26 protein-coding genes are annotated in these 25836 nt (G+C 62.8%); 19 read left to right on the top strand and 7 right to left on the bottom strand.

The features are described 5' to 3' along the window. Nucleotides 1-70: 70 nt before the first annotated feature. Nucleotides 71-871 (bottom strand): Rv3717 family N-acetylmuramoyl-L-alanine amidase, encoded by an 801-nt coding sequence (locus tag CPI83_RS26910; RefSeq protein ID WP_047888073.1) that lies wholly within the window; start codon nt 869-871, stop codon nt 71-73. 109 nt (nt 872-980) lie between these two features. Here CPI83_RS26910 and CPI83_RS26905 point away from each other — a divergent pair, with 109 nt between their 5' ends. The 4 genes from CPI83_RS26905 (at nt 981) to CPI83_RS26890 (ending at nt 4080) form a co-directional block, all read left to right on the top strand. Continuing rightward, complete coding sequence (locus tag CPI83_RS26905; protein WP_003943929.1) at nt 981-1319, top strand: YbaB/EbfC family nucleoid-associated protein; 339 nt, start codon at nt 981-983, stop codon at nt 1317-1319. A gap of 12 nt (nt 1320-1331) precedes the next feature. After that, on the top strand, nt 1332-1952 hold the full coding sequence (gene recR / locus CPI83_RS26900; RefSeq protein WP_003943917.1) for a recombination mediator RecR: 621 nt from the start codon (nt 1332-1334) through the stop codon (nt 1950-1952). Further along, nucleotides 1952-2521, top strand: coding sequence for a TetR family transcriptional regulator (locus tag CPI83_RS26895; RefSeq protein ID WP_007731538.1), 570 nt, complete (start codon nt 1952-1954; stop codon nt 2519-2521). Before recR ends, CPI83_RS26895 begins: the two co-directional genes overlap by 1 nt. A gap of 86 nt (nt 2522-2607) precedes the next feature. Further along, nucleotides 2608-4080, top strand: a complete 1473-nt coding sequence (locus tag CPI83_RS26890; RefSeq protein WP_069147121.1) for an MFS transporter — start codon at nt 2608-2610, stop codon at nt 4078-4080. On the opposite strand, the gene CPI83_RS26885 is transcribed toward CPI83_RS26890, so the two are convergent. Beyond that, a complete protein-coding gene (locus tag CPI83_RS26885) occupies nt 4067-4780 on the bottom strand; it encodes a TetR/AcrR family transcriptional regulator (protein WP_175413859.1) in 714 nt (237 codons plus the stop codon). The genes CPI83_RS26890 and CPI83_RS26885 overlap by 14 nt on opposite strands. A gap of 65 nt (nt 4781-4845) precedes the next feature. Between CPI83_RS26885 and CPI83_RS26880 the strand changes: the two genes are divergently transcribed. From CPI83_RS26880 to CPI83_RS26830, 11 genes are all read left to right on the top strand, one after another. Beyond that, nucleotides 4846-5424, top strand: a complete 579-nt coding sequence (locus tag CPI83_RS26880; RefSeq protein ID WP_003943815.1) for a MaoC family dehydratase N-terminal domain-containing protein — start codon at nt 4846-4848, stop codon at nt 5422-5424. Continuing rightward, on the top strand, nt 5421-5849 hold the full coding sequence (locus CPI83_RS26875; RefSeq protein ID WP_003943933.1) for an OB-fold domain-containing protein: 429 nt from the start codon (nt 5421-5423) through the stop codon (nt 5847-5849). Before CPI83_RS26880 ends, CPI83_RS26875 begins: the two co-directional genes overlap by 4 nt. Beyond that, a complete protein-coding gene (locus CPI83_RS26870; RefSeq protein ID WP_069147123.1) occupies nt 5846-6259 on the top strand; it encodes a MaoC family dehydratase in 414 nt (137 codons plus the stop codon). The genes CPI83_RS26875 and CPI83_RS26870 overlap by 4 nt, the downstream gene beginning before the upstream one ends. Then, complete coding sequence (locus CPI83_RS26865; RefSeq protein WP_046377817.1) at nt 6256-7437, top strand: lipid-transfer protein; 1182 nt, start codon at nt 6256-6258, stop codon at nt 7435-7437. The genes CPI83_RS26870 and CPI83_RS26865 overlap by 4 nt, the downstream gene beginning before the upstream one ends. A gap of 32 nt (nt 7438-7469) precedes the next feature. Further along, nucleotides 7470-8678, top strand: a complete 1209-nt coding sequence (locus tag CPI83_RS26860) for a DegT/DnrJ/EryC1/StrS aminotransferase family protein (protein ID WP_003943793.1) — start codon at nt 7470-7472, stop codon at nt 8676-8678. Nucleotide 8679: 1 nt separating this feature from the next. After that, nucleotides 8680-9516: an SDR family NAD(P)-dependent oxidoreductase gene (locus CPI83_RS26855; RefSeq protein WP_097387980.1), complete on the top strand. Its 837-nt coding sequence runs from the start codon at nt 8680-8682 to the stop codon at nt 9514-9516. Continuing rightward, complete coding sequence (locus CPI83_RS26850) at nt 9513-10643, top strand: steroid 3-ketoacyl-CoA thiolase (RefSeq protein WP_097387979.1); 1131 nt, start codon at nt 9513-9515, stop codon at nt 10641-10643. The genes CPI83_RS26855 and CPI83_RS26850 overlap by 4 nt, the downstream gene beginning before the upstream one ends. Before the next feature lie 27 nt (nt 10644-10670). Then, the gene (locus CPI83_RS26845; RefSeq protein WP_097387978.1) at nt 10671-12881 is read left to right on the top strand and encodes an acyl-CoA dehydrogenase; all 2211 of its coding nucleotides are present in this window, start codon (nt 10671-10673) and stop codon (nt 12879-12881) included. Nucleotides 12882-12898: 17 nt separating this feature from the next. Next, entirely contained in the window at nt 12899-14104 is a 1206-nt protein-coding gene (locus CPI83_RS26840) for an acyl-CoA dehydrogenase family protein (RefSeq protein WP_020905915.1), read from the top strand. Between the two features lies 1 nt (nt 14105). Then, nucleotides 14106-15233: an acyl-CoA dehydrogenase family protein gene (locus CPI83_RS26835; protein ID WP_097387977.1), complete on the top strand. Its 1128-nt coding sequence runs from the start codon at nt 14106-14108 to the stop codon at nt 15231-15233. Nucleotides 15234-15299: 66 nt separating this feature from the next. Then, complete coding sequence (locus CPI83_RS26830; RefSeq protein ID WP_020905917.1) at nt 15300-16463, top strand: low temperature requirement protein A; 1164 nt, start codon at nt 15300-15302, stop codon at nt 16461-16463. Nucleotides 16464-16469: 6 nt separating this feature from the next. Here the strand turns inward: CPI83_RS26830 and CPI83_RS26825 are convergent, their stop codons facing one another. Genes CPI83_RS26825 through CPI83_RS26815 form a run of 3 tightly spaced genes read right to left on the bottom strand, consistent with a single transcriptional unit; the run spans nt 16470 to nt 19396 of the window. Continuing rightward, nucleotides 16470-17183 carry a glutamine amidotransferase gene (locus tag CPI83_RS26825; protein ID WP_019746560.1) on the bottom strand — a complete coding sequence of 238 codons (714 nt, stop codon included), beginning with the start codon at nt 17181-17183 and terminating at the stop codon, nt 16470-16472. Further along, nucleotides 17176-18429 (bottom strand): MurT ligase domain-containing protein, encoded by a 1254-nt coding sequence (locus CPI83_RS26820; RefSeq protein ID WP_097387976.1) that lies wholly within the window; start codon nt 18427-18429, stop codon nt 17176-17178. Before CPI83_RS26820 ends, CPI83_RS26825 begins: the two co-directional genes overlap by 8 nt. 25 nt (nt 18430-18454) lie before the next feature. After that, nucleotides 18455-19396, bottom strand: coding sequence for an EamA family transporter (locus tag CPI83_RS26815; protein WP_097387975.1), 942 nt, complete (start codon nt 19394-19396; stop codon nt 18455-18457). Between the two features lie 90 nt (nt 19397-19486). Here CPI83_RS26815 and CPI83_RS26810 point away from each other — a divergent pair, with 90 nt between their 5' ends. Next, nucleotides 19487-20380, top strand: coding sequence for a LysR family transcriptional regulator (locus CPI83_RS26810; RefSeq protein WP_042950452.1), 894 nt, complete (start codon nt 19487-19489; stop codon nt 20378-20380). A 113-nt stretch (nt 20381-20493) separates the two neighbouring features. On the opposite strand, the gene CPI83_RS26805 is transcribed toward CPI83_RS26810, so the two are convergent. Together CPI83_RS26805 and leuA are read right to left on the bottom strand one after the other, a co-directional pair. After that, nucleotides 20494-20871: a PLDc N-terminal domain-containing protein gene (locus CPI83_RS26805; protein ID WP_020968226.1), complete on the bottom strand. Its 378-nt coding sequence runs from the start codon at nt 20869-20871 to the stop codon at nt 20494-20496. Between the two features lie 248 nt (nt 20872-21119). Then, complete coding sequence (leuA, locus tag CPI83_RS26800) at nt 21120-22928, bottom strand: 2-isopropylmalate synthase (RefSeq protein WP_019746565.1); 1809 nt, start codon at nt 22926-22928, stop codon at nt 21120-21122. 270 nt (nt 22929-23198) lie between these two features. On the opposite strand from leuA, the gene CPI83_RS26795 reads away from it, so the two are divergent. Genes CPI83_RS26795 through CPI83_RS26785 form a run of 3 tightly spaced genes read left to right on the top strand, consistent with a single transcriptional unit; the run spans nt 23199 to nt 25832 of the window. Continuing rightward, nucleotides 23199-23564: a hypothetical protein gene (locus CPI83_RS26795; protein ID WP_003943492.1), complete on the top strand. Its 366-nt coding sequence runs from the start codon at nt 23199-23201 to the stop codon at nt 23562-23564. Next, nucleotides 23564-24517: a hypothetical protein gene (locus tag CPI83_RS26790; protein ID WP_097387974.1), complete on the top strand. Its 954-nt coding sequence runs from the start codon at nt 23564-23566 to the stop codon at nt 24515-24517. The genes CPI83_RS26795 and CPI83_RS26790 overlap by 1 nt, the downstream gene beginning before the upstream one ends. A gap of 49 nt (nt 24518-24566) precedes the next feature. Further along, nucleotides 24567-25832, top strand: a complete 1266-nt coding sequence (locus tag CPI83_RS26785; protein WP_019746567.1) for an aspartate kinase — start codon at nt 24567-24569, stop codon at nt 25830-25832. Nucleotides 25833-25836: the final 4 nt, after the last annotated feature.

Genomic DNA, 25836 nt, shown 5'->3' with positions numbered 1-25836 from the left:
CAGGTGAGCTGGCTAGCGGGACGGTGCCGAGTTTCCTGTGGACAATCGGGATTTCTCCACAGTAGCGAGGTCAGGGGGTTGTCAGGAAGGCGGTGACTCCGCTGGTGACGGCGGTTGCGTACTCCTGCTGACCGTCCGGGCTCGTCATGCGCGCTGCCTCGTCGGCATTTCGCATGTTGCCGAGTTCGACCAGAATCGACGGCCGCTGCGACAGATTGAGACCCGTCAGATCGGCGCGTGGCGCCAACCCGTCGTCACCGATGTAGGTCGACGGGGTGAGCCCGGCGGTGACGAGTGAGTCGCGCATGGTTTCGGCAAAGGCGACGGACGGGCCGGCCTGCACCGTATTCAGCGGGGGCGCGGAGTAGCAGACGTGGAAGCCCTCGGCCCCGGCCGCTGCGCCGTCCGCGTGAATGCTCACCACTACGTCGGCGCCGGAGGAATTGGCGGCTTCGGCACGTGCGTCGACGCATGATCCGACGCTGACGTCATCGGGTCGACTCAGGACGACAGTTGCGCCTTGGCCTTCGAGCTCGCTCTTGACCAGGCTCGCGACTTCCCAGTTGAAGGTGTGCTCGGGGAACCCGGCATCGGTGTTGGTGCCGGTGGTCTGGCAGTTCTTGGTGCCGCCGCGGCCCGTGGGGACCTGGGTGTTGATGCTGTCGTCGTTCGCCCCGCTGTGTCCGGGATCGAGGAAGACGACCTTGCCGGTGAGCGCAGCGGGGACGTCAGCGGCCACAGTGCTCAGCGGAGACACCTCGACCGAAGTCGTGGCCTCGGCAGTCTCGGTCGGAATCGTGCACGCAGCGCTCAGAAGCCCAGCCCCGACCACGGCGATCAGGGCAGTGGAGCGGAACACACGTGATGCCATGTTTGACCTACCTGACGGTTTTACGGTGTCTGACTGGTTCCGGCGCACCCGCTCACGGTAGCGCGCACCGACTACGCTGGTGGGGATAACTCTGTAGAAAGGACCGCTCGTGCAACCAGGTGGAGCACCCGACATGTCTGCTCTGTTGGCTCAGGCTCAGCAGATGCAGCAGCAATTGATGGCGGCGCAGCAGGAAATGGCTCAGGCCGAAGTGACCGGTCAGGCCGGTGGCGGACTGGTTGTCGCCACGGTCAAGGGCACCGGCGAGGTTGTCGGTCTGCAGATCGATCCCAAGGTCGTCGACCCTGAAGACGTCGAGACGCTGCAGGATCTGGTGATCGGCGCGATCGAGGACGCTTCGCGCAAAGCACAGGAAGTCGCTGCTGAGAAGCTCGGCCCGTTGGCCGGCGGACTCGGCGGAGGCCTTCCCGGTCTCCCCGGCTTCTAGAAACGAGAACGCGTGTACGAAGGTCCGGTTCAGGATCTGATCGACGAACTCGGGAAGCTTCCCGGAGTCGGGCCGAAGAGCGCTCAACGCATCGCTTTTCACCTGCTCTCCGTGGAGCCTCCCGAGATCGACCGTTTGAAAAATGCATTGCAGCGCATCCGTGACGGCGTTCAGTTCTGCACGGTGTGCGGAACTGTGTCCGATCAGGAGAAGTGCCGCATCTGCGCCGACGCACGTCGCGATCGCACGGTGATCTGCGTCGTGGAGGAACCGAAGGACGTCCAGGCTGTCGAGCGAACCCGTGAGTTCAAGGGTCGCTATCACGTGCTCGGCGGTGCGCTCAATCCGCTCTCGGGGATCGGGCCGGACCAGTTGCGCATCCGGGAGTTGTTGGCTCGCATCGCAAATCAGGAGGACGGCGTCGACGTGTCCGAGGTCATCATCGCCACCGACCCCAACACGGAGGGTGAGGCGACAGCTACCTATCTCGTTCGCATGATGCGAGACATTCCGGGGCTGACGGTGTCTCGGTTGGCTTCGGGTCTTCCGATGGGTGGCGATCTCGAATTCGCAGACGAGTTGACGCTGGGTCGGGCATTGTCCGGCCGTCGTGAATTGTCGCGGAACGCTTGATGAGCGGCACGGAGCAAGGTCAGCAGGTGCGTCGTACGTCCGAGCAGACGCGTGCGCAGATCATCGCGTCGGCCGGGAAAGCATTCGCGACTCGGCCGTACCGCGAAATCACGCTCAAGGACATCGCCGAAGACGCAGGCGTCAGCGCACCTCTGATCATCAAGTACTTCGGTTCCAAAGAGCAGTTGTACGACGAGTTGGTCGACTTCCGGGCAGCAGCGGTCACGGTCTTCGACGCCCCGAACGACTCGCTCGGCGAGCGCATGGTCTCGCTGTTCACCAAGCCGTTGGAGTCGTACAAGCCGCTGTCCATGAGCTTGTTGTTCATGAGCGGCGTCAGTGAAGAGAGCAACCGCAAGCTGCGCGAGAACTATTCGACGCAGATGATCGACACCCTCGCCGCTCGCCTGTCCGGCCCCGACGCGAGATTGCGCGCGGAACTGGCGATGTCGATGGTGGTCGGAGTGGCGATCATGCGCCGACGGATGATGGCCGGCCATGCCACCGGCACCCAGGACGAAGTGGTTGCGCTGTACGCACCACTTGTCCAAAAGCTGCTCGACGGGTGAGCGGCATCACAATTCTTGCTTGGTAAATATCCGTTCACCTAATGTAGGTGAACGGATATTTACCTAGTGGGAACAGGCGGTGTGGGGTGACGACGCTCGACCGTCCGCCGGGCACGCCTGCAGCCACCACCCCCGACGCGAGTCTCGCGCAGCCGCGCTCCCGCTTCCTCTTTCCCATCGTTGTCGCCGCCGCCGTGTTCCAGGCTGTTCTGCAGACGGTCATCGTTCCACTGCTGCCGGAGTTGCCGCACTTCACCGGCGCTGGACGCACGGCCGTGTCCTGGCTGGTGACCGTAACGCTGCTGGTCGGCGCTGTCGTCACTCCCATTTTTGGCCGGCTCGCCGACATGTTCGGCAAGAAGAAGATGCTTCTGGTTGCCTTCTCGATGATGACTCTCGGCTCGATGTTGTGTGCGCTGTCGTCGGACATCGCTGTCCTCATCTTCGCGAGAGCGTTGCAGGGAGCTGGGTCGGCGGTCATCCCCATCGGAATCTCCATGCTGCGTGACGAATTGCCACGCAACAAGGTCAACGGCGCAGTGGCCATGATGAGTTCGACGCTCGGCGTCGGAACCGCTTTGGGCATACCGTTTTCTGCGATGATCGCGCAGTACTCGAACTGGCACGTCCTGTTCTGGGTAACCACCGCCATCGGGCTGTCCGTGACTCTTGCTGCGGTGCTGTTCATTCGAGAGTCCGAGCCGAATCCGTCGGGAAGATTCGACGGCGTCGGGGCTGTCGGTCTGAGCGCCGCGATGATCGCTCTGCTCGTGCCGATCACTCAGGGATCGAGTTGGGGATGGACCAGCGGAGCGGTGATCTCCATGCTGGCCGCGTCGGCGGTGCTGTTCACGCTCTGGGTAATTCAACAGCGGCGCAACGTCAATCCGCTGGTCGACGTCCGTGCTCTCGTGAAGCGTGCGGTGTTGATCCCGCATCTGGCGGCTCTGCTGGTCGGGTTCGCATTTTTCGGGAACACACTGATCACTACACAACTCCTCCAGGGGATGAAGGGGCCGGGCGCCGGGTACGGCCTGTCGATCATCGCAGCAGCGCTCTGCCAGATTCCGGCGAGTATCGCGATGGTGCTGTTCTCACCGGTTGCGGTGCGGATCACCGACCGCTTCGGTTCACGGACCGCGATGTTGACCGGTGCCGTGTTCCTCGCCGGCGGGTACGGGATTCACGCCGTTGCCGGTAAGCCGCTGTGGGGAGTGGTTGCAGCACTGGGTATCACAGCAGTCGGGACCGCCATCGTCTACAGCACGCTCTCGCTGCTGATTCTGGTTGCCGTGCCTCGACAGCGACTGGCGGCAGCCAACGGGGTGAACTCACTTCTGCGGACGTCCGGAAGCACGATCTGCAGCGCGACGGTGGCAACGATCCTCGCCGCGTTCGTGATCAGCGGTTCGGAACATTCCACGTCGTGGACCGGATTCTCCGTCGCCTACCTGGTGTGCGCGGGCTGCGCCGTGGTCGTGTTCGCAGTGTCGATCCTGTTGCCGCAGGGGCGAACCCCGAAACATCTGGACCTGCCGGATCTCGTCAGGCGACCCTGAATCCCGAGAGGAAGAGTGTGATCATCAGATCCGCGAACTCTTCGGTGGTGTATTTCTGGCGGTCCGGCCAATGCGTGGTCGACCACAGGGTGTCTCGTACCGATCGATAGAAAATCTCCGGGGCCACGTCTTTGCGGAAGATTCCCTGATCGACGCCTTCGGCGATCGCTTTCATCCAGTGCTCGCGGACTTGGCGGGAAGGTCCGTCGACGGATTGCAGGAGATCGTTGTCGCGTAGATACGCCCGATCGTTCTGGTAGATCGCCGTCGGGTGCGGGTGCAGTTCGATGACGACCAGGGTCTCGCGGATCAGGCCGCGTAGGACGTCCTCGGGGTCGTTCGCCGTCTTCTCCACCTGATCGAAGCGGAGTTGAATGTCGGTGATGAAGCCGCGCATGAGCTCGGCGACTATCGCATTCTTCGACTTGAAGTAGTGGTAGAGGCTGCCCGAGAACACTCCAGCGGCGTCGCCGATCTCGCGAACGGTCGTGGTGGCGACACCCTTCCTGGCGAACAGCTCGGCTGAGCTCTCCAGGATCTTCTCCCGACGATCTGGTGATGCCACTGAAATCTCCACTGGTTGTCGGTCCTGCTCAGAGCAGGGTTTCGCGGGTGCCGGGCTGCCGGCGTCGAACGTAGCGCAATCCTGCCTGATGGCTCCGGCTCGAACCAATTCGTCGGTGAGATCGCGTGTTTCCACTTCCGGATTCCTATGCTAGCTTCAAAATCAAGCGCTTGCTCAACTTTCGTTCACGGAGGATTTCAGTGCAGAGCCTGCAGACGCAGTTTCCGAATTTCATCGGCGCAGAGGCTGAACCACCCCGCGTCGCCCGCTACGCCGTCAACGAGGCGATGATCCGCAACTGGGTCGAGGCACACGACGACCGCAACTCGATCTACGTCGACGCCGAAGCTGCTCGCAGCACTGGCCGTCGAGACGTCGTCTGCCCACCCGCCATGATCTCGACCTGGGTGATGGCGGGCTACCGCCGCTATCGGCAGGTCCAACAACTTCGCGCCGACGGAGCCTCCGAGGATTTCGCCTATTCACGACTACTCGGGCTGTTGGACGAGGCCGGCTACACGTCCGTAGTCGCGACCAACGTCGAGCAGGAGTATTTCGCGGAGTTGAGTCCCGGAGACCACGTCACCGCATATTTCACCATCGAAGCGATCTCACCGTTCAAACAGACGGCTCTCGGTCACGGGTGCTTCATCACTCTGTTCAAGAAGTACGTGGACCAGGACGGAAAGACGCTGGTCGAAGAGCGCTTTCGACTGCTCAGATTCAAACCAGATACCCAGACAGATACCAAGCCCGAAGCCCAGGAGGTAATCGCATGAGCGAGACTGGCTCCCGCCACACCGCGGTGCCGAGACTCACCGTCACCGACGACAACGATTTCTTCTTCTCCGCGGCCAAAGAGGGTCGCCTCGAGATCCAACGGTGTGCGGATTGCAAGACACTGCGCCACCCGCCAGCGCCCGCCTGCCCGGAATGCCGCTCGTTCAGTTGGGACACAGTCGAATCCACGCGGCGATGCACGTTGCACAGCTTCACGGTCATTCATCACCCGAAGGATCCTGCCTTCGAGTACCCGCTCGCCGTCGGACTCGTCGATCTCGAAGAAGGGACGCGTCTGGTTGCCGACATCGCGGGCATCGATCACGAGGAACTCGAATTCGGTATGGAACTCGAAGTGGCGTTCTCCGAGCACGCCCACGGGGAGATGCTGCCGCAACTGAGGCGACGGGGATCTGCGCAATGACGAATCTTTTTGATTACGAGGTAGGTTCGGCCCTTCCCAGCCTCGAACTGCCGTTGGACCGAACGCTCATCGTCGCCACGGCGATCGCTTCTCAGGATTTCGAGGACGTGCATCACGATCCGGGCAAGGCGCAGGATCGCGGAACTCCCGACATCTTCATGAGCATCAACACCACCAACGGGCTCATCGACCGCTACATCACCGACTGGTCAGGCCCGGGATCGCGAATCGTCAAAATATCACTACGGCTTGGTGTTCCGAACTTTCCCGGAGACACCATGACGTTCACCGGCAAAGTGATCGACACCGACGGCCGGACGCTCACCGTGACGGTTCTCGGCAAGAACGCTCGCGGAACGCACGTGACAGCCGACGTGACCCTCGAACCGGCGGAAAGGGTAATCGCATGACACGAGGATTTTCGAGGCAAGCCGCCATCGCCGGGATCGGCGCCACCGAGTTCTCCAAGAACTCCGGTCGCAGTGAATGGCAGTTGGCGTGCGAATCCGTGATCGCCGCGCTCGACGACGCTCACATCGAGGCAGAAGAGGTGAACGGATTTGCACTGTTCACCATGGAGAACAATCCCGAGATTGCGGTCGCACGCGCTCTCGGGATCCCGGAACTGACGTTCTTCAGTCGTATTCCACACGGCGGCGGCGGCGCCTGCGCACCGGTTCAACAAGCCGCGCTTGCCGTCTCCAGTGGTGTCGCCGACGTCGTGGTCGTCTACCGTGCCTTCAACGAAAGATCAGGTCACCGATTCGGCGCCGGGCCACCACCCTTTGCGTACAACGCGTCGACGGACCAGGAGTATCGGAACTGGATCAACCCGTACGGGCTTCTGACCCCGGCGCAGCAGGAAGCCTTCCTCGCCAAGCTCTACATGCACAAGTACGGGGCAACCAGCGCCGACTTCGGTCAGATCTCGGTTCTCTCACGCAAGCATGCCGCGAACAACCCGAAGGCCTGGTTCTACGAACGCCCGATCACTATCGAGGATCATCAGAACTCGCGCATGATCGCCGACCCCATCCGTCTGCTCGACTGCTGCCAGGAAAGTGACGGTGGACAGGCGCTGGTCATCGTCAGCGCGGAGCGCGCCCGCGACCTGCCGCACAAACCAGCGATCATCAGCGGTGCTGCGCAAGGTGTAGGTCCACAACAGATTTCGATGAGCAGCTACTACCGCGAAGACATCGACAGCATGCCGGAAGTCGAACTCGTGGCGCGCCAACTGTGGGACCAGGCCGGTATCGGCCCGGACGACATCGATGCCGCAATTCTCTACGACGCCTTCACTCCGATGGTTCTGCTTCAACTCGAGGAGTACGGATTCTGCGGTCGGGGTGAGGCAAAAGAATTCATCGCCGACGGCAATCTCGAGCTGGACGGTCGCCTGCCGATCAACACCCACGGCGGTCAACTCGGTGAGGGATACATCCACGGCGTCAACGGTATTGCCGAAGGTGTTCGCCTGATCCGCGGTACCTCCACCAACCAACCCACCAAAACTTTGGACAACGTGCTCGTGACCGGCGGCTCTCCCGTCCCGCACAGTGCGCTCGTCCTCTCGGCAGATCGCTGAATCTGCCGCCTATTCGAGAAAGCAGGAACAAGATGAGTGAGCGGATCACCTACGCCAGGGCTACACACGGCGAGGAAGAAATACAGGCGGTTGTCGACGTCTTGCGCAGCGGGCATCAAGGATTGCGCATCGGCAAGAACGTCTTCGAGATGGAAGAACGTATCGCGGCCTTGGCAGGCAAGAAGTTCGGCGTCATGTGCAACTCGGGATCCTCGGGTTTGTACTTGGCAGTCGAGCTGCTCGGACTGCCTGCGGGAAGCGAGATCATCACGTCGCCGTTGACGTTCTCCACCGATATCGCACCGATCGTGCGTGCCGGTCTGGTGCCGGTGTTCGTGGACGTGGAACCCAACACGTTCAACGTCGACGTCACCAAGATCGAGGCAATGGTCACCGAAAAGACCGGTGCCATCCTGATGCCGAACCTCGCCGGCAACTGCCCGGACTGGGACGTCATTCGTGATATCGCTGATCGCCATGGACTCAAGGTGATCGAGGATTCGTGTGACGCGATCGGCGCCACGCTCCGCGGTACTCCCACCGGGTCTCGCGCGGACATCGTCGTCACCAGTTTCTCGATGGCACACATCATCACGTGCGCGGGAACCGGTGGAATGGTGTGCGTCGACGATGAAGCCAGCCGCGACAAGGCTTTGCTGCTTCGCCGCTGGGGCCGTCGCAGCGAGCCGAACCTGTTCGGTAGCACCAAATCCGGCCGAGTCTTCCGTGAAGAACTCGACGGCGTCGACTACGACAACGACTTCATCTTCGAGCTCATGTCATGGAACTTCGAGCCCTCCGAACTCGGCGCAGCCTACGGCGTCGTGCAGCTCGACAAGCTGGAAGAGAACTACAAGACGCGTAAGGCAACGTTTGCGGCCTTCACGGCGGCATACGGCGCCCATCCTGAATTCTTCACGACGCCGGTAGAACTCGACGGTCTCGATACGGCGTGGCTGTGTTACCCGGTGATGATCAACGAGAACGCCCCCTTCACGCGCAGCGACCTGCAGGAAGCCATCGAGGCCGACGGTATCGACACACGAACTGTGTGGAGCGGCAACGTCACTCGTCACCCGATGATGAACAACATCGAGTTCCGCCAGCCGGCCGAAGGACTGCCGGAAGCCGACGCGGTTTTCGCCCGAGGAATGACACTCGGCATGAGTCACGGCCTGCGTGAAGACGAAGTTGCACGGATCGCGGAGAGCATCAATCGCTTCGCCTCGAAGTTCAAATAGCATGACGAGGCGCTTTGACGGCCGCCGAGCGCTTGTCACCGGTTCCAGTCGCGGAATCGGTGCGGGCGTCGCAGAGCGACTGGCAGCCGAGGGTGCCGACGTCGCCCTCGTGGCTCGGACGCTCGGCACGCATGCAACCCTGCCGGGCAGTCTCGAAGAGACTGCGGCTCGAATTGCCAAGTACGGAAACAAAGTCGAGATAGTTGTCGCAGATCTGACGGACGAGCAGCAGCGCGACACGGTGGTGCCGCTGGCGATCGAGAAGCTTGGCGGGACGATCGACATCCTGGTGAACAACGCGGCAGCGGCGATCTATCAGCCGCTGTCGGATTACCCACTGCGGCGGCGACGTTTGATGTTCGAGGCAAATGTCCATGCACCGCTCGATCTGATGCAAGCCGTGGTGCCGGGGATGGTGGCAAACGGATACGGCTGGATCGTGAACGTGTCCAGTGGCACCGTCAAACTGTGGCATGGCCCGCCGTTCACGTGGGTCGAACCGGGAACTGCCATGACCGTGTACGGCGCCTCCAAAGCAGCGCTCAACAGGATGAGCAACGGCATGGGCGTGGAACTTTACGGACAGGGGGTTCGCGTCAACACGGTTCAACCGCGGGCAGCGGTGCTCAGTGAGGGCGCCAGAGTCCTGGTCGGTGAGACTATCCGGCCGGATCAGGTCGAATCTATGGAAGAAATGGTGGAAGCGGTCACAGCGCTGTGTGATTGCGACACCGAGTTCACCGCACGCTCGTGCGTCAGCTTGGACCTGATCGACGAGTGGTCCCTGACCGTACGCGGTCTGGACGGAACGGCACTACGAACCGAGGAGTTGGCATGAAGCCCGTCATCGTGGACGCAGCACGAACGCCGTTTGGCAAGCGTGAGGGTTGGCTGTCCGGAGTCCACGCGGCGGAACTGTTGGGTTATGCGCAGAGAGGCGTGCTGGATCGGGTGGGCGTGGATCCTGACGCGGTCGACCAGGTCATCGGCGGCTGTGTGACGCCTCTCGGTGAGCAGTTCGGAAACATCGTGCGTACGTCCTGGATGCATGCAGGCCTTCCGTTGAAAGCGGGTTGCACCACGATCGACGCGCAGTGCGGCACAGCGCAGCAATCGGTGCAGTTGATTGCCGGCCAAATTGCTATCGGTGCAGTCGACGTGGGTGTGGCGTGCGGTGTCGAGTTGATGTCCCGAGCTCCGTTGACGTACAAGGTGGGTACCGGCCTGGGAACGCCGCGTCCGGAGTCGTGGTCACTCGATACCGTCGACCAGTACACCGCGGCCGATCGGATTGCTGTCAAACGCGGTTTCAGCCGCGAGGATCTCGACGCCTTCGGGCTGCGCTCGCAGCAGCGGGCGGCGGCGGCGTGGGAGGCAGGACGCTTCGACTCGCACATCATCGATGTGGTCGCTACGGGCTCTGACGTTCCGGTTCATCGGGATCAGGGTCTGCGCGAATCGAGTCTCGAAGGGCTCGCGAAGCTGCGCACCGTTCAAGAGGGCGGATTGCACACCGCTGGAACGTCTTCGCAGGTCTCGGACGGTGCGAGTGCCGCTCTGCTGATGTCAGAGGATCGAGCCAAGGCCCTCGGCGTGCGGCCGCGCGCAAAGATTCTGGCGCAGTGCGTCATCGGCGGGGACACCGAGTTCATGCTCGACGGTCCCGTCGACGCGGCAAACATCGTGCTCGGACGCACCGGGCTGACAATCGACGACATCGATCTGTTCGAGGTCAACGAGGCATTTGCTTCGGTACCGATGTCGTTCGCGCAGGTTTACGGCGTCGATCCCGAATTGCTGAACGTCAACGGTGGCGCCATTGCGCTCGGTCACCCGGCCGGTGCAACCGGAATCAGACTGTTGGCCAATGTCATCGACGAACTGGAACGCCGGAACAAGTCCGTCGCACTGATCGCGATCTGCGCGTCCGCCGCAACCACCTGCCTGATTCTCGAACGCATCTGACAAGAACCGAAGATTGAGGAACCTGCCATGGCACTACCCCTGCTCGAAGATCACCGTGACCTGGCGGAAGCGGTAGCCGCATTCGCGAACCGCTTCGGTGGAATCGCCGATACGCGGAGCAACGTCAAGAGGTACGCCGCCGGTGATCGGCCGGACTCGTGGGATGGGTTGGTCCGTCAGGGCCTGCACGCAGTGCACCTGCCGGAGCAGTACGGCGGTGACGGGGCCGGTCTTGCCGAACTTGCAGTGGTAGTCGAGCAATTGGGTGATGCGCTCTATCCGGGACCGTACGTTCCGACGGTCATCGCGAGCGGCATTCTCGCAACAGCTGCGGGCCCGGCTGCGGAAACAATGCTGACCGAATTGGCCGCCGGTGCAACCGGAGCAGTCTGCACCGGAACGAGATTGCGCGCGGCTCGCAGCGACGCTGGGTGGACAGTGAGCGGTTCTGCCGACCCAGCTCTGGGTCTGCCCGGAGCTGATGTCGTTCTCGTGCGGGCGAACAGCGAAGACGGAGAGTTGTGGTTCCGGCTCGAACCGTCGGCTTCCGCTGCGGTGGTGATCGAAGACGGGGTGGATCTGACACGGTCGATCGGAACACTGACGTTGACCGATCACCAGGTCGAGGCTGGGCTGATCGTCGACGGCCTCCAGGCGCACCGAGTCGAACTGATCGTCAACACGGTGTTGGCTGCGGAGGCGAGCGGTATCGCCGGGTGGGCGCTACGGACCGCAGTCGACTATGTGAAGTCCCGGCAGCAGTTCGGCCGTCCGGTCGGAAGCTTCCAGGCAGTTCAGCACAAGGCGGCCATGATGTTGGTTCGCTCCGAGATTGCCTGTGCCGCAGCGTGGGACGCCGCTCGATCCGAAGAGCACGACGAGGATCAGCAGAAACTTGTCTCGGCTCAAGCTGCGTTGGCCGCTTTGCCCGTCGGCATCGAGAACGCCCTCGAATGTGTAACTTTGCTCGGCGGAATCGGATTCACCTGGGAGCATGACGCGCATCTGTACTGGCGCCGGGCGATCAGTATCGCGGCAGTGGCGGGTTCCGAGGTGAAGTGGGCACACACGTTGGGAGACCGGTCTGCCGCTTCGGAACGGGATTTCTCCTTTGTCGACCCGGAAATGCTGTCGGAGTTACGAGAGCAGGTTCGTAGGGTTCTGGACGAGGTTGCGCTGCTGCCCGACGACGGAACCACCAGCGCCAGTTGGGCGCCGGCCAAGGGGAGCGCTCGACGCGCCCGATTTGCCGACGCCAAACTGGTTGCCCCGCATTATCGGGCGCCGTACGGGCTGGGAGCGGGACCGAGGGAACAGGCCGTCATCGCACATGAATTCGCGATGCGAGGTTGGGCTCAACCGTCCACGGTGATCGGGGAATGGGTGCTGCCCACGATTCTCGAACACGGCAACGCCGAGCAGCAGGACAGGTTCGTCGAGCCTTCGCTGCGCGCCGACATCATCTGGTGCCAGCTGTTCAGTGAGCCGGGCGCGGGATCAGACCTGGCCGGTCTGAGCACGAAAGCCCGCAAGGTCGACGGTGGCTGGGTCCTGTCAGGTCAGAAAGTGTGGAACTCGGGTGCGCACGAGGCAGATTGGGGAGTATGCCTGGCGCGTTCCGACGCGGACGCTCCGAAACATCGTGGGCTGTCGTACTTCCTGGTCGACATGACCTCGAAGGGCGTCGACGTACGTCCGCTGAAGCAAGCCACCGGCAAGTCGGAATTCAACGAGGTATTCCTCGACGACGTCTTCGTCCCGGACGACTGCCTGGTGGCCGAATCTGGGCAAGGGTGGAAACTTGCTGCGACAACGCTGTCCAACGAACGCTTGAGCATGGGCAGCACGCTGCACCACGGTTCGAGTCGGTTGTTCCGTCAGGTGATTGCCGACGCGAGCCACGACTGCCCCCGCGAAGATGCAGTGGAAGGCCTCGGCCGCAGTATCTCTCGTGAGTTGGCACTGTCCGCGATGAATCTGCGCGGAGTGTCGGCGCGACTGGCGGGTCAGGAACCGGGCGCCGAGATCAGCGTGTCGAAGGTGTACAACGCCCTGGCGCAGCGCGAGGGCTCGCGGGACCTGTTGCGACTGCTCGGACCGCGCGCCGCAGTTGTCGACCCGGCGGCGAATTACGCGATAGACCACATCGGACTTCCCTCGATTCTGTTCGGCGGCGGAACCGTCGAAATCCAACTCAACGTCATCGCGCAGCGCGTACTCGGCCTGCCGCGTTCGTAGATCTTAGGAGCTTCACCATGTACTTGGATTTGTCGGAGGAGTCGAAGACTCTGCGCAAGGAATTGCGCGCATACTTCGCAGAGATCATCAACGACGAAGACCGCCGTGCTCTCGTGGATCAGACCGAAGGCGGCCCCGTCTTCGATCGCATCCTGCGCCGGATGGGTAAAGACGGTTGGCTGGGCTTGGGGTGGCCGGAGGAATTCGGCGGTCGGGGTGAGAACCCCGAAGCTCTGTATGTGTTCTACGACGAAGTGATTCGCGCGAATGCGCCGCTGTCACTGGTCACGCTGAACACCGTCGGACCCGCTCTGATCAAGCACGGGACGCAAGCTCAGAAGGACTTCTTCCTGCGTCCGATCCTGGCGGGTGAATTGATCTTTGCCATCGGCTACACCGAACCCAATGCGGGCACCGATCTCGCGGCACTCGAAACGCGCGCCCGCATCGAGGGCGACGAGCTTGTCATCAACGGCAACAAGATCTTCACCAGCGCCGGTGTGTTTGCCGACTGGGTCTGGCTTGCCGTTCGCACCGATCCTGACGCGCCGACGCATCAGGGCATTTCCGTGGTCCTGGTACCGACCAATTCGCCGGGGTTCTCGGTCACCGAAATTCACACCGTGGGCGGAATCAGCACTTCGGCAACCTATTACGAAGATGTTCGGGTGCCGATCAGCAATGTCGTCGGTGAGCTCAATCAGGGGTGGAAGCTCATCACCAACCAGCTCAACCACGAACGTGTTGCCCTGGCAGCACGCGGTGGCATCGCCAACGAGCTCTTCGCCGAGGTGGTCGAGTGGGCAAAGACAGAACCCGCCGGTGACGGCCACGTCTACGACATCGGCTGGGTACGTGAGAAATTGGCGGAAGTCTACGCGCTGCTCAGCGCCGCCGACCTGATGAACCTGCGACTGGTGGCGGACGTCGCCGCCAACACCTTGGGCGGCGGGGATTCGGCCGCGGCCAAGATCTTCGGTACCGAAGCCGTCGTCAGTGCGTACGGCATGCTGCAGGAAGTGCTGGGTGCCAAAGGCTTACTGCGCCCCGGTACACCCGGAGCGGTACTGGAAGGGCGGGTCGAGAACCTGGGTCGGCGCGCCCAGAACAACACCTTCGGTGGTGGTACCAACGAAGTGATGCGTGAAATTGTCGCCGCAAAATGCCTGGGCATGGCGCTTGCTGCGCGTCGCCGGCCCGCTGCACAGAACGAAAAGAGCTGACATGGAATTCGAATTCGACGACAACTTGTCCGCCGTGCGGGATCTGAGTGAATCGATCTTCTCGGCGAAGTCCGGAGTGGACCGACTGCGGGAAGTGGAGAGCACCAGCGGTTTCGACGCCGAACTGTGGAAGCTCCTCGCCGACTCCGACGTTCTGGGAATCGCTCTGCCGGAAGAGGTCGGGGGAGCAGGACTCGGAATGCTCGGCCTGGCTGCGGTGCTCGAACAACAGGGCCGCCGGGTCGCCCAGGTGCCGCTCTGGTCGGTGATTTCCACGGCGGCGCTGCCGATTTCCGAGTTCGGCAGCACGGAGCAGAAAGCGTCGTGGCTTCCGGGACTGCTCGACGGCTCGGTGATCGTCACCGGCGCATTCGACACCGGCTACAACGCCGAGACGGCGGTTCGCGCCGAACCGGCGCCTGACGGTTGGGTTCTGTCAGGCCACGTCGACTCCGTGCCTGCCGCGGAGTTCGCGGCCGCGCTGGTCGTTCCGGTGACGATGCCGGACGGCAGTGTCAGCGTCATGATCGTGCCCACGGACCGGGACGCGCTGGTGCGTACACCGCTTGCGGTGACGAACCGCGAGAGCAACAGCGCTGTGCAGTTCGACGGGGTTGCGGTTACTGCAGCTGACGCACTTCCCGCAGACGGCGCGGTGGTTCGAGACTGGACGTTGCGGCGTGCACGGGTGGCTCTTGCGGCCCTGGCTACCGGCGTCTGCGATGAAGCGCTGGGGATGACGGCGAAATACACCTCCGAGCGAGTGCAATTCGGTCGTCCACTCTCGACCAACCAGGCAGTTGCCGTCCGGGCCGCCGACGCGTACCTCGACACCGAGAGCACAAGGTTGACCACGCACCGCGCTGCCTGGCTGATGGACAGCGGAGTCGAGAGTGAAGCGGAAGCAGCGGCGCTGGTCGCCAAATGGTGGGCGTCGCGCGGCGGCCTGCGTGTGGTGCACGCGACCCAGCACCTGCACGGCGGAATCGGCGCGGACGTCGACTACCCGATTCACCGCTATTTCCTGTGGGGACGGCAGATCGCCTTCACCTTGGGGAGCGCGGGGGCGATAGGCGCCGAACTCGCCGATCAGTTGGAAATCCGAGCCCAGATCGGGGCGTCGGCGTGAATATCTGAGACGACAGGTTGCAGTCACGGGCAGCGCGTCGGCAATCATCGCGCTACTCTGCCCTTCGTGAATCGCACCAGTTCGTTCATCCGGCCGTTGGTTCCGCGGGATCCGCACGAGCCGCATCGGGTGGCGACGCCGCTCGAGCTGCTCACCGACCTCTGCTTCGTCGTGGCGGTCGCTCAAGCGGCCACCGGTCTGCACCACGCGATCAGCGAAGGGCACGCGGCTTCGGGCGTCGGGCACTTCGCGATGGCATTCTTCGCGATCTGGTGGACGTGGCTGAACTTCACGTGGTTCACCTCGGCGTACGACAACGACGACGGAATCGCCCGGCTACTGACCATCTTCCAGATCCTCGGATCGCTGGTCCTTGCAGCCGGCATCGTCCGCTTCTTCAACGACGACGCCCTGCTCATCATCGTCGGCTACGTCATCATGCGAATAGCCCTGGTCATCCAATGGCTCAGGGTGTCGCGGAACGACCCCGAACATGCGCTCACGGCTCGTCGATACGCTCTCGGAATCGTGTTGGTCCAGATCGGTTGGATCGGTTTCTACTTCGTTCCATCCGCCATTTACGTCCCGACGTTCCTGGTGTTGGTTCTGTGCGAATTCGCGGTACCGATCTGGTCGGAGAAGCCGGGCATGACGCCGTGGCACCCGCATCACATCGCGGAGCGGTACTCGTTGTTCTTCATCATCGTTCTGGGCGAGACGATCCTCTCGACCACCATCGCGATTCAGGACGCGGTCGACGGTGAGCATCCGGCAGCGCAGGTCACCTACGTCGTGATCGGCGGCATTCTGATTGTCTTCAGCCTGTGGTGGCTCTACTTCCAACGCAATGCAGGCGAAGTGATCGGCGGTGACAACGTCTCACCCTTCGTCTGGGGGTTCGGTCACTACTTCATCTTCGCCGCCGCTGCCGCCATCGGTGCGGGGTTGGCCTCGCGCGTCGACTTCTGGACTCATCACGGTGACGGCAGCGCGTTGGTGACGGGTGCTGCCGTCACCGTTCCGGTCGCGGTCATCCTTGCCGCCCTGTGGTTCATCCACATTCGACTACATGACTCCTCGGTACGCACCCTCATGCCGTTCTCGGTCGCGATCGTCGTCGTGCTCGGTGGTACCTACACCGCGGTGCCCGAACTGGTTGCGGGACTGGCCTGCGCCGCGCTGTTGGCCGTGGAACTGGTTCTGACCGAGGGGAAATCCGAAACTGTCTGATCCGGGTCAGCGAATCGCGAGTCGTTCCTTGCGAAGCTTGTCGACCTCGGGCAGATGCAGGGGTTCGAGTTCGTTCACACCCAAGGCCCGCATGAGCAGGAGGTCCGCGAGTTCCGGATTCCGGGCCAAGGCGGGTCCGTGCATGTACGTCCCGATCACCGAACCCTGTACGACGCCTTCGAATCCGTCACCGACGCCGTTTCCGACACCATGGGTGACACGTGCGAATCCAGAGGCTGAGCTACCCAGAGTTGTTCCGCCGCGGTGATTCTCGAAACCTGAGAGAGGCGCGGTGAGCCCGTCGATCAAGGGCTTCGTGATGACCTCGCCGATGGAACGCTTCTCCTGCGGAGAGGTCGTGACGTCGAGCATCGAGACACCGTCGACGCGTTCGCCGCTGGAGGTTTCGTACCAGTTGCCGAGCACCTGAATGGCAGCGCAGATCGCCAGAACCGGTGCGCCGCGCTCGGCGGCGCGTTGCAGGCCAGGGTATTTCGCGAGATGGCGCGTTGCGAGTCGCTGAGCGGAATCCTCGGCGCCACCCAATGTGTACACGTCGAGCGAGTCGGGGACCGGATCGCTCAAGGTGATGTCCACGATTTCGGCGTCGTACCCGCGCATCCGCAGACGCTGACGCAGGATCAGGGCATTGCCGCCGTCGCCGTAGGTGCCCATGACGTCGGGGAGAACCAGTCCGATGCGAATTGTCGAGTCAGACATTGCGAGACTCCTTCGCGATGGCGGTGTTGAGATCACGGAAGGCTGTGTAGTTCGCCAGTACCTCCACGCGTCCGGGAGGGCAGGAAGCGATGGCGCGCAACGGATCCGGATCGAGGGTGTGCTCGACGCCTGCGTACGTGAGGCGAACGGCGAGATCGGTTCCGCGTTCGCCGGCGGCCACTACCTTGACGCCTTCGAAGTGCTCGAACTTCACGTCCCACAGCCAGGAGAGGTCCTCGCCGTCCGGCACCTGACCGTTCACCGCGATCACCAGTCCGTCCACCGTGGGATCGATCATCGACAGCGCTTCCTGCCAACCGGCGGGATTCTTCGCGAGCAGCATGTGGACGGAGTGCGGTCCGACCTCGACGGTGCTGTAGCGGCCGGCGACTTCCTGGACCGTCGACGCGGCGGCAACTGCCCCGACCGGATCTGCGCCCAAAGCAGCCGCAGCAGCTACGGCCTGAGCGGCGTTACCGCGGTTGGCTTTTCCGGGGAGAGTCAACGTCATCGGAATCTTCAGGCCGTCGGGGCCGTAGAGATTGTCGTCGTCGAGCCACCAGGTCGGCTCGGGCCGCGCGAAGTCGGAACCGGTACTGCGCCAGTGCTTTCCCTCCCACACGATGGGTTCACCGGTGCGCGGGCAGCTGACGGAATCGCCGGCCCAGCCGCCGCCGGCAGCAACCCACACGACGTTGGCGGCGTCGTATGCCACGGAGGTGACCAGTACGTCATCGCAGTTGGCGACGATCACCGCGTTCGGATGCGCATTGACGCACGCGCGGAGCTTCCGCTCGATCATGTTGATCTCGCCGACCCGGTCGAGCTGATCGCGGCTGAGATTGAGCAGCACGATCACTTCCGGGTTCACGGCGTCGGCTACGTGGGGGACGTGCAGTTCGTCGACCTCGAGTGCTGCCAGCGTTGCGTCCGTACGCGCGGCCAGAGCGGCCACGATCCCGGCATCCATGTTGGCGCCGTCGGCCTGCGTGGCGACGTCACCGAGTGTCGCGAGTGCTGCGGCGGTCATACGTGTGGTCGTCGACTTGCCGTTGGTGCCCGTGACCACGACGGTGCGCTTGCCGCGTCCGAGCTGAGTCATGAGCGTCGGGTCGATCTTGAGGGCGATCAACCCGCCGATCATCGAACCCTTGCCGCGACCGGCCTTCTGCGATGCCCAAGATGCTGCTGCGGCAGCTCGCATGGCGAGCTTTCCGCGCGCTGTGATCGATAGTCCAGTTCCCACGGCCCGAGTTTGGCACAGGGCATCGTCAGACGCCGAGTCGCGCCGGTGGTGAGGCTGCAGGTGTGTCCGAGAAAACAGTGTTCGCGGGCTTGCGCCTCATCTGTGCGGCACTCGCTCCGGCGATCACGATGACTGCCCCGACCAGGGACAACGGGCTCGGATCCTCGTGCAGGAACAGCCAAGATGCGCCGATTCCCACTACCGGTACCAGCAAGGAGAGCGGCGCCACCATGCCGGCGGGATAGCGGCCCATGAGCATCGTCCAGAGCCCGGATCCGGCGATGGTGCCGAGCAGAATGATGTAGGCCAGCCCGACCAGTGACGGCCAGGCGTCGGCACTGAACGCGGTGCCGAGCGCGTGCCATCCGGCGGTGGGGCCTTCGACCACCGCTGACAGGGCGAGCATCGGCAACGGCGGGATGACGCACATCCACAGCATCAAGCGCATCGGTGCGGGCTCGCCGACGGTGTTCGCCGCGGCCAAGCGGCTGCCGAGATTGCCGAACGCCCAGGACAGGCCGCCGAGGAGCGTGAGGATCACGGGCAGCAGTGCCGCGTGGTGTGAACGGTCCCAGCCGATCAACGACATACCGGCTACGGCGACGGCGATCCCGGAGACCTGCCAGACGCTGAGCTTCTCGCGGAGTAGGAACGCGCCGAGGACGACGGTGAACGGCGCGGACGACTGCAGGACCAGTGATGCGAGACCCGTCGGCATCCCCGAATGCATCGCCCAGAAGAGGAAGACGAACTGGCCGAATCCGAAACCGAATCCGTAGAGCAGCAACCAACGGAGCGGTACCTGCGGACGCGGCACGAAGATGACCACCGGAATCGCGATGATCAGGAACCGCAGCGCCGCGAAGAAGAACGGCGGGAAATGATCCAGGCCGACGCGAATGGCCAGGAAGTTCAGACCCCACAAGACGATCACGGTCAGGCCGAGGAGACGATCGCGGGGAGTCATGACGTTAATCGTGAGCCGTACGAAGCATCAGAACAAGCGAATATAGATGCACTATCCATGTAGTTTTGCTACATGGATATTCGTCACCGTATTGATGCCACGCGCTTGCGGATCCTCCGTGAGCTCGCCGACCGAAGAACCGTCGGCGCTACTGCTCTCGCTCTCTCGATGACACCGTCCGCCGTCTCGCAACAACTCAAGATCCTCGGCCGAGAGGCGGGGGTCTCGCTCCTCGAACCGGACGGGCGCACGCTGCGCCTCACCGACGCTGGTCGAGCGCTGGTGCTCCGCGCCGACGACGTGGTGGCGGCGCTCGACCGGGCAGCGGACGAGATGGCGTCGTACCGAGGCTCGCCGCGCGGCAAGGTGCGAGTCGCGTTCTTTCCCTCCGGAGCAGCTCTCCTGCTGCCCGGCGTCCTGACGGCGCTGAAGAACTCGGACGTGGACATCGACGCACACGACGTCGACAAACCGGCGTCGGCCGTCCCTGGACTGTTGGCCGATCACGACGTGATCCTCACTCACCGTGACGAACGCGGCGCCGAGACCTCGTTTCCCCGGGTCAGCGTGCAACCGCTGATGCGTGAACCGATCGACCTGGTGCTGCGGCCTGATCATCCACTCGCCGAGCAGAATTCGGTTCGGTTGGAACAATTGGCCGACGAGAACTGGATCAGCGTGCGCGGCGGGTTTCCGGTCGACGACGTTCTGTTGTCCGTTGCATCCGTCACCGGGGTCCAACCTCGAGTCGCTCATCGGATAAACGATTTCCGAGTTATCGAAGAGTTGGTGGCGGCGGGCCACGGTGTGGCTTTGATGCCGCGTTACGCGATCACACATCCTGGAGTATCGAGGAAACCGGTGGCAGGCGTGCGCGCTGCTCGCGTTTATGAATTGGCAACTCGATTACACATCGACCGCAGCCCGGCTATCGGAGTGGTTCTCGACGCTTTTCGCGACGTCGCCCGGGCGGTCGGTGAATGAACGGCTGTCGGTGCATGAACGGCGGATGGTGAATGAATACAAAACGGGAGCGACACGATTAGTGTCGCTCCCGTTTCGGTAGTGCAATCCTCACTGATTAGTGAGGGCCTGAATCAGGCGAGGGCCTTGGCCTTGAGCGCTGCGAATTCTTCTTCGCTGATGGTGCCGGCGTCGAGAAGCGCCTTTGCATCTGCGATGGACTCGGCCGGGGACTTTCCGGCAACCTCACGGATGTAGCTGTCCTGTGCATTCTTGACCTGCTGAGCAGCCTCCATGGAGCGCTGGGCCATTCCGTCGCTTCGGACGATCAGATAGACGAGCGAGGTGAGCAGCGGAATGAAGAACAGGAAGACGATCCAGATTGCCTTTACCCAGCCGGAAGTCTTGTGATCACGGAATAGGTCGGTGATGATCGAGAAGAGCAGGATCAGGTACGCGATGAACGCGAAGCTGATGATGATCAGCCAGAGGAAGTCCCAAAAGGAATCCATTGTCGAGCCCCATTTCACAAGTCGGATTTGTCTGAGGTGACTATCTCACGTGCCGGGGTCGGCTGCATCATCCTCGATGGGTGAATCCTGTTTGTTAACTTCGCTAAGCGACTCTTTCGGGACCTATGTCATGCCGAAGCGAAAACACGGACCGAAGAACTTCTGTGCCGTGAAAACAACCCTGGTCTCACCCGAAAATCGGGTGAGACCAGGGTTTGTTCAAGAGTCGGGTTCGTATTGCGTGAGTGTCAGCTCGCGCGGTTCACTGCCGAAACCACGGCGCGCAGCGACGCCGTCGTGATCGACGTGGCGATACCCACACCCCAGACGACGGTGCTCTGACCGTCCGGGCCAGTCACTGCGCACTCGACGTAGGCCGCGGCTTGGGCGTCGTCGCCGGCGGACATTGCGTGCTCGGAGTAGTCGAGGACACGAACGTCGAAGTTGATGCTTCCCAGCGCGTCGACGAAGGCAGCGAGCGGGCCGTTACCGGTTCCCGAGATCTCCTGCTCCTTGCCGTTCACCTTGACGATGGCGGTGATGGCGTCGGTGCCGCCGTCCTCCTCGGAGGCGGTGACCTTCTGCTTCATGCGCTCGAGCGGGGTGACGGGGGCGAGGTACTCCTCGTGGAAGACGTCCCACATTTCCTTCGGCGAGACCTCGCCGCCTTCGCCGTCGGTGATCTTCTGGACCGACTGCGAGAACTCGACCTGCAGACGACGCGGCAGCACCAGACCGTGATCGGCCTTCATGATGTACGCGACGCCGCCCTTGCCGGACTGCGAGTTCACGCGGATGACGGCCTCGTAGCTGCGGCCGACGTCCTTGGGGTCGATCGGCAGGTAGGGGACCTGCCAGAGAATGTCGTCGACGTCCGAGTCCTGGTTGTCGGCGTCGACCTTCATGGCGTCGAGGCCCTTGTTGATCGCGTCCTGGTGGCTGCCGGAGAACGCGGTGTAGACCAGGTCGCCGCCGTACGGATGACGCTCGTGGACGGGCAGTTGGTTGCAGTACTCGACCGTGCGACGGATCTCGTCGATGTTCGAGAAATCGATCTGCGGGTCGACGCCGCGCGTGAACATGTTCAGTGCGAGGGTGACCAGGCAGACGTTGCCGGTGCGCTCGCCGTTGCCGAACAGGCAGCCTTCGATGCGGTCCGCGCCGGCCTGGTAGCCCAGCTCGGCTGCAGCGACGCCGGTGCCGCGGTCGTTGTGGGGGTGCAGCGACAGGATGACCGAATCGCGGCGGGCCAGGTTGCGGTGCATCCACTCGATGGAGTCGGCGTACACGTTGGGTGTCGCCATCTCGACGGTGGCGGGCAGGTTCAGGATGACCGGGTTGGCAGGCGTCGCACCCAGGGTTTCGGTGACGGCGTCACATACTTCCTTGGCGTACTCGAGCTCGGTGCCGGTGTAGGACTCGGGCGAGTATTCCCAGCGCCAGTTGGTGTCCGGGTACTTCTTCGACTCGGCCAGGACCAGTTCGGCGGCGTCGGTGGCGATCTTCTTGATCGTGTCCTTGTCGGCGCGGAACACGACGCGGCGCTGCAGGATCGAGGTGGAGTTGTAGAAGTGCACGATCGCGTTCTCGGCACCTTCGCACGCCTCGAATGTGCGCTTGATCAGTTCAGGACGCGACTGCGTCAGCACCTGGATGGTGACGTCGGACGGGATCGCGCCGTCTTCGATGATTTCGCGAACGAAGTCGAAGTCGGTCTGGCTCGCGGACGGGAATCCGACCTCGATCTCCTTGTAGCCCATACGGACCAGGAGATCGAACATACGACGCTTGCGCGCCGGGCTCATCGGATCGATCAGCGCCTGGTTGCCGTCGCGCAGGTCAACGGCACACCACTGGGGTGCTCGGTCGATGATCTTGTCCGGCCAGGTGCGGTCGGGCAGCGTGACCGTCTCGACCTCTTCGGCGAACGGGCGGTAGCGGAACGTCGGCATCGACGAGTTTTTCTGCGTGTTCCACGCAGGCTGGTCGGAAGGTGCCGGCTTCGTGGGCGGGGTAATGGTGCGAGTGCCGGTGGTGAATGCGTCAGCGGGGGACATTGGTGTGATCTCCAGGATTGTGGACCTGGCCTGATGACCTGTTGGTCAAGACCATGAGTCCGGAAGGCTTGGTCGACCGGCGCACAAAAACCCCGCGGCGGGAGGCCAGTCTGGATCAGACCCCGTCGCGGCAACCAAGAAGGAGTGCGCGCTGCATGCACAGCACTCTACTCCTGGATTTCGCGAGAAATCGGTGGGGTTCGCCCTCATGTCCAATTTGTCGCCGAATTGTGCTGCCGTTTCGGCCTCGAAAATGGTGGACTGTCGTCCATGGATCCCCGAATCGCCGTGGCGAGCACGTACCTCGACGCGCTCCGTAGTCACGATGGCAGTTCCGTACCGCTGGCTCCGGACGCGGTACGTCACGAGGTCGGGTTGAAGACCGGATTTTCGGGGAATCATTTGCGGCGCAGCCTTTCCGGAGGTCCTCAGTATCGCGTGATCCGCGACATTCGTGAGGTGGAGTGGACGGTCGACGGGGACGACCTGACGGCTGACTACCTCCTTGACGCCGGGTTGTTCGGGCGCAACCTGATGACCGTTCGGGTTACCGAGACCTTCCGGATACCCGCTGACGATCACCGCATTCACCACATCACCGCGAAGATTCGACCGGCGCGCGCCAAGCACACGTGATGCGCTCGATCCGCTGGATCGTCTGTTCACTACTGATCGTTCTCGCTGGTCTCGGTTTTGCCGGCTCGGTGCTCGCGCTGTTCGTCCACACCCAGGTGAACGACACCGACAGCTATGTCGAGTCCGTTGCCCCGCTGGCTGCCGACCCCGCTGTCCAATCGGCGGTCGTTGATCGGCTGACCGAGGAATTGACGCAGCGGTTGGACGGGTTTCCGCAGGTGGTGACGAGACAGGCCGAGAGACTTGTTCGTGAGGCCGCTCAGTCGTTGGTCTCGAGCGACCAGTTTGCGACGCTCTGGACCGCGGCCAACCGTCGAGCGCACGCGCAACTTGCCGCGATGGTGACCGGCCGAGCCGCCGACGGCATAGTTCGGGCCGACGAAAGCGGAACGGTCACCGTCTCCCTCGAACCGGTCATGACGGAACTGAGGACGAACCTGCGCGATCGCGGATTCACCGTGATCGATCGCCTCCCGGCGCTCGATCCGCAGTTCGAGATCCTGCAATCCGACGAGTTGGTGCGGGCCCAGGATTTCTCGAACACTCTCGACCGAGCAGCAGCCTGGTTGCCGTGGGCGTCGGTGGCCTGCGCGATTACGGCCGTCGCAGTTGCACCGGGGCGAATGCGCGCGCTGTCCCTGGTCGGGCTGGCGACGGCGGTGGCGATGATCGCCCTGCTGGTGGCGCTGGCCGTCGTGCGTCGGGTCTATTTACAGAATTCAGACATACCGTCGTCCGAGGCGGCTGTGGCGGTGTACGACGCGCTGGCAGTTTCCCTGGTCAGCAGTATCCGCGTGCTTCTCGCCTGCGGAGTTGCCGTCGCGGTGGTCGGTTACGTTGCCGGTGGTTCGCGTTCTGCGACGTTGATGCGAGCGCGGATCTCGCAACTGATCCCGCGCGGATCTGAGGCGAACAGCAGTACGCATCGGGAAGTCCCAGGACCACCTCGGTAAGCTCGACCTCTGGTATCTGTAAACAATTTCGACCTGGAGGTAGAAACGCGTGGCTCTCGTCGTCCAGAAGTACGGCGGATCCTCGGTGGCAACCGCCGAGCGCATCCGACGAGTCGCTGAACGGATCGTCGAGACCAAGAAGGCCGGCAATGATGTCGTCGTCGTGGTGTCAGCGATGGGCGATACCACCGATGAGCTGCTCGACCTGGCTCAGCAGGTGTGCCCTTCCCCGCCGGCCCGTGAAATGGACATGCTGCTGACCTCGGGTGAGCGCATCTCCAACTCCTTGGTAGCGATGGCAATTCACTCCCTCGGCGCCGAAGCTCGTTCGTTTTCGGGCTCACAAGCCGGAGTCATCACGACCGGCAGCCACGGAAACGCCAAGATCATCGACGTCACGCCGGGCCGTGTTCGCACCGCCCTCGACGAAGGCTCGATCGTTCTGGTCGCCGGATTCCAAGGCGTCAGCCAGGACAGCAAGGACATCACGACGCTCGGACGCGGTGGCTCCGACACCACCGCCGTGGCGTTGGCAGCTGCACTCAACGCTGACGTCTGCGAGATCTACACCGACGTCGACGGCGTTTTCTCCGCCGACCCGCGCATCGTCCCCGACGCTCACCGCCTCGAGACGGTTTCCTTCGAGGAAATGCTCGAACTCGCAGCGTGTGGTGCCAAGGTGCTCATGCTCCGGTGCGTCGAGTACGCCCGTCGTTACAACGTGCCCGTGCACGTCCGTTCGTCATACACCACCAAGCCCGGAACAATCGTGTCCGGATCGATGGAGGACATTCCTGTGGAAGAGGCCCTGATCACCGGAGTCGCGCACGATCGCGGCGAAGCCAAGATCACCGTTGTCGGATTGCCGGACACACCGGGACATGCTGCCAAGGTGTTCCGCGCTGTCTCCGATGCCGAGATCAACATCGACATGGTGCTGCAGAACATCTCCAAGGTGGAGACCAACAAGACGGACATCACCTTCACGCTGCCGACCGCCGACGGCCCCCGCGCCGTCGAGATCCTGACCAAGCGTCAGGAAGACATCGGCTTCACACAGATCTTGTTCGACGACCACATCGGCAAGGTTTCCCTGGTCGGCGCCGGAATGCGGAGCCACCCGGGCGTCACGGCCACGTTCTGTGAGGCACTGGCCAAGGCCGACATCAACATCGATCTCATCTCGACCTCCGAGATCCGCATCTCCGTGCTGGTCAAGGACACCGAACTCGACGACGCCGTGCGCGTTATCCACGCCGCTTTCGGTCTCGGCGGCGACGAAGAAGCCGTAGTACACGCAGGAACAGGACGGTAATTTC

The organism is Rhodococcus sp. H-CA8f, from assembly GCF_002501585.1.
In the GTDB taxonomy this organism is placed as follows: Bacteria; Actinomycetota; Actinomycetes; order Mycobacteriales; family Mycobacteriaceae; genus Rhodococcus_F; species Rhodococcus_F erythropolis.
The sequence above is the reverse complement of the archived record's forward strand: the minus strand, read 5'-3'. Positions and strand labels throughout refer to the sequence as shown.